The sequence below is a fragment of the Protofrankia symbiont of Coriaria myrtifolia genome (assembly GCF_900634755.1).
Classification (GTDB): domain Bacteria; phylum Actinomycetota; class Actinomycetes; order Frankiales; family Frankiaceae; genus Protofrankia; species Protofrankia coriariae.
The window spans coordinates 1-3,212 of sequence record NZ_CAAAFS010000203.1 but is presented as its reverse complement, the minus strand read 5'-3'; the positions used below and the strand labels follow the sequence as shown (position 1 = coordinate 3,212).

The window sequence follows — 3,212 nt, the reverse complement described above, 5'->3', positions numbered from 1 at the left end:
CCCCGACCCGGCCTCCCCGACCCGGCCCGAGCCGGCCCCGCCTGTCCCGGGCTACCAGCCTGGTCAGGCCGGCGGCGCCCGGAGCGATGTCGGGCGGGGCCGGCCCCGCCGCGGGCCTACCGGTGTTGCCGCCCGCCGTGCTGCCGCTGACCGCCGCCGTGGATCACCGCGACCGGGCAGGGGGAGTGATGGGTGCAACGCTGACTGGTCGAGCCCAGCAGCAACTCGGCGAAGCCCTCGTGACCACGGGCACCGACGACGAGTAGCTGGGCGCCGGCGGCCTGCCGGATCAGGCTGGTCCCCGCGGCGCCGAGCATGAGCCCGGCGTCCACCGTGACGTCCGTACGGTCGTCCAGCCCCTTTGCCAACGTGTCCTCGAGCAGGGCCTGGGCCGCCTTCTCCAGTCCTTCTCCCTCGAAGCCGGCGTAGTAGCCGGTGTACATTGCCGGCGCGGGCATCCAGACATGGAGGACACGCAGGGTCACTTTGCGCTGGGCCGCTGCCGTGGCCGCCCAGCGCAGCGCGTTGATCGAACCTTCCGAGCCGTCCACCCCGACAAGCACCGGACGCCTCTCCCGCGGCACGCCGGCCAGCCGGCCGTCATGCAGCTCGTGCCCGCGGCTCTGCTCCGGAGCCCAGCGGACCACCACGACGGCACCGGCCGACATGTGCACGCAGGCGTCGCTGACGGAGCCCGTCACAAGGCGGCGCAGGCGTCCCGAGCCCCGCGCGCCGATCACGAGCATCCGCGCGTTGGTAGCCGCGTTGAGCAGGGCGTCGACCGGGTCGGCGCGCCCGGGCTGCTCGATGATCGTGACGGCTGGCGCGGTGGCGCGGATGCGCTCGACGGTTTCGTGCAGGAGCTTCTCGGCGGCAGCCTCGAGCTGGTCGGCGTTGTGTGACGGGACGTGGTTGGCCAGTACCCGTGGGCAGCGCTCGACCGACCAGGCGAGCACCACGCGCACGGTCGCGCCGCTGCGCTGTGCTTCGTCGACGGCCCAGCTCAGCGCCTTGTCGGCGTCCTCGGACAGGTCCGTCCCCACAACGATTTCCCGGCTTTCCCGAGCGTCCCGGATCTCCCGGATCTCCTGCATGCCAGCCTCCTTCATGGGCGGATCGGCTCTCGTCCGCGTGGCCGGTGGCGGTCGGTGACCGTATACCCATCCGCGTCCCTGTTGATCCGCTTGTCCACACGGGTCGTGCGCGGGGTTTTTCGCCTGTGCGCGGGTCGTGCGCGGGGCCTTCCCCTGCGGGCGATCAGACGAGGAAGGGCCAGCGTCGGACGACGGCCTGCCGCTCCTACCAGCCTCCGAGGCCGCACACCCGGCCGGCGTGGCAGAAGGCGAGCAGGCCGAGGACCATCGCGTAGACGAGGTGCTCGTCCATGAACGGGTTGTTGGCGGGCGGGAGCACGGCCGTGTACATCAGGATGAGCATCAGGGCTCCCGCGCCGGCCGCCAGGCGACCTGATGTCTCCTGTTGATGTTCCGGGCCGGGTGGCGTGGTTCCCGGGCCGGGTGGCCGGGTGGACGCCGGGGGCGTTCGGCCCGCCGGGGCGGCCTTCCGCGGCGCCGGTCCGCGTTCGCCGCCGGTCCGCGGTCATGTCAGTCCACGATCGTGAGGATTTCCGCTGTCGGCCGCCGCGGGGCGGGCTCGACCGGGCGGCCTCCCGGCAGCGGGTAGCCGACAAGAAAGATCATTTGAACATGGCCGGTGCTGCGAAGCAGCTCACGCACCCTGACCCGGATGGCGTCGATGTCCTCGGCGTGCCCGACCGGGCGGGCCGCCGCACCGTGCGCCGTGGCCGTCAGCAGTATCCGCGCGACCGCCTGGCCGGCGGCAAGCCGGTCGACGGGCCGGTCCGCGTCCGTCCCGAGCGCGACGACCGTCGGCCGCCGCAGCCCCGCGGGCGGAGTGGGCACGCCGGTGCGGCGTCCGACGGCGTCCGGGCCGGTCCCGCCGGCCGCGTCCGGGGTACCGGCCGTACCTGTTGCGGCGGCCGTACCTGTTGTGGCATGCGTGCCGATCGTGATCGGTGCGCCGGTCCAGTCGGCCGCGGTGTGGCGGCCCATGGCGCCCAGCCACACGCCGTCCACGCTCAGGGCGGCCACGTCGGCGGCGCTCAGCGTGGCCAGCCAGCAGCCTTCGGCTTCGGCCGCCTTCGTGAGCGCCGCGGTGATCGTGGCCGGCACCGGGGCGGGACGCAGCGGCTGACGATCGGTGATCCGGGACCGCGTGGCCGCGATGAGCGCCCGCTCCTCGGCGTCGGGCGGGCGCGCGGTGCCGGCCCGGATGGTGGCCAGCGGCTCCCTGCCCGCGAGGTCCATGTCGAGATCGGCGTATCCGGGCCCGTCCGGCAGGAGGGTCACCGCCGGGAGCAGGTCGCGGGCTCGCAGCGCCAGGCGCGCGTGGTACAGGGCCGCGCCGCAGCTGATCAGCAGCTGCCGCCCGTCCGGGTCGATGGCGCCGAGCAGGAGGGACGGGTCCGTGAACAGTTCGAGGCATCCGGTGCCGGCGAACCAGTGCCACGGCTGGGTGTCGTGGATCGACGGTGCCAGTGCGGCCTCGGCGACGACTTCTTCGATCTGCTCAGGGGAGGGCACTACGCCGGTTGTCGACATGATCTTCACCGTCCCTGTCTCTCGCCGTGTCTCCCGCGGTCTCCCGCGCTGTCGGGTCTTCCTCGTTTCTTCCCCTCCAGAGCCCTGCCCCTCGCTCGGGCATCCCGAGTCCTGCCCCTTCCCCGCCTCCTTGCTTGGGGGCCTCCTTGCCTGGGGCGTCCCGGGGCCTGCCTGCCACCGGAGGCTGGCTCTTTCCCGCGTCTCCTGCCTCCGCACTGTCCCTCGGGGAAGCTCCCTTCCTGGCTGCGCTGTGTGATCGAACTGGTGCTGTCAGTGTGTTCGGAGCTTCTCCGGGGTGTTACTTCGCGTAGCTGGATGAACGCGGAAAAAATTTCCACGAAGTGCTTGCGATCATGAAACTCGGACGTTTCGTCGTGTATGTTTATCCCTGCCGGCGGAAAGCCGGGAGACACCGAAGGTCGAGTTCATCGCCCAGGCGGCCCCCATCCCCGGCCCGAGCTTCCCACAGGGAGTTCGGCCGCCCCCGAGGCGAATCCCGGATAATTCGGAGACGTTTGACTCGGCGGGGCTACGTCAGTAAGTTGCAACAGTTGCTCCGAGCGGGTCACCGAAAGGTGCCTCTCGGGTCTG

3 protein-coding genes are annotated in these 3,212 nt (G+C 71.9%); all 3 read right to left on the bottom strand.

Translation table 11 applies throughout. The annotated features are described in order from the left end of the window. Nucleotides 1-116: 116 nt before the first annotated feature. The 3 genes from CM1CMNOD_RS11350 to CM1CMNOD_RS11345 all read right to left on the bottom strand — a co-directional run bounded on the left by CM1CMNOD_RS11350 (nt 117) and on the right by CM1CMNOD_RS11345 (nt 2,621). Entirely contained in the window at nt 117-1,094 is a 978-nt protein-coding gene (locus CM1CMNOD_RS11350; protein WP_013873782.1) for a universal stress protein, read from the bottom strand. A 205-nt stretch (nt 1,095-1,299) separates the two neighbouring features. Then, complete coding sequence (locus CM1CMNOD_RS21750; protein WP_157491011.1) at nt 1,300-1,437, bottom strand: hypothetical protein; 138 nt, start codon at nt 1,435-1,437, stop codon at nt 1,300-1,302. 167 nt (nt 1,438-1,604) lie between these two features. Next, complete coding sequence (locus CM1CMNOD_RS11345) at nt 1,605-2,621, bottom strand: Acg family FMN-binding oxidoreductase (RefSeq protein ID WP_013873781.1); 1,017 nt, start codon at nt 2,619-2,621, stop codon at nt 1,605-1,607. Nucleotides 2,622-3,212: the final 591 nt, after the last annotated feature.

What these genes read in the sequence shown, in the direction of transcription:
- CM1CMNOD_RS11350 (WP_013873782.1), bottom strand. Translation starts at nt 1,094, where the DNA reads ATGCAGGAGATCCGGGAGATCCGGGACGCTCGGGAAAGCCGGGAAATC.
- CM1CMNOD_RS21750 (WP_157491011.1), bottom strand. Translation starts at nt 1,437, where the DNA reads ATGCTCATCCTGATGTACACGGCCGTGCTCCCGCCCGCCAACAACCCG.
- CM1CMNOD_RS11345 (WP_013873781.1), bottom strand. Translation starts at nt 2,621, where the DNA reads ATGTCGACAACCGGCGTAGTGCCCTCCCCTGAGCAGATCGAAGAAGTC.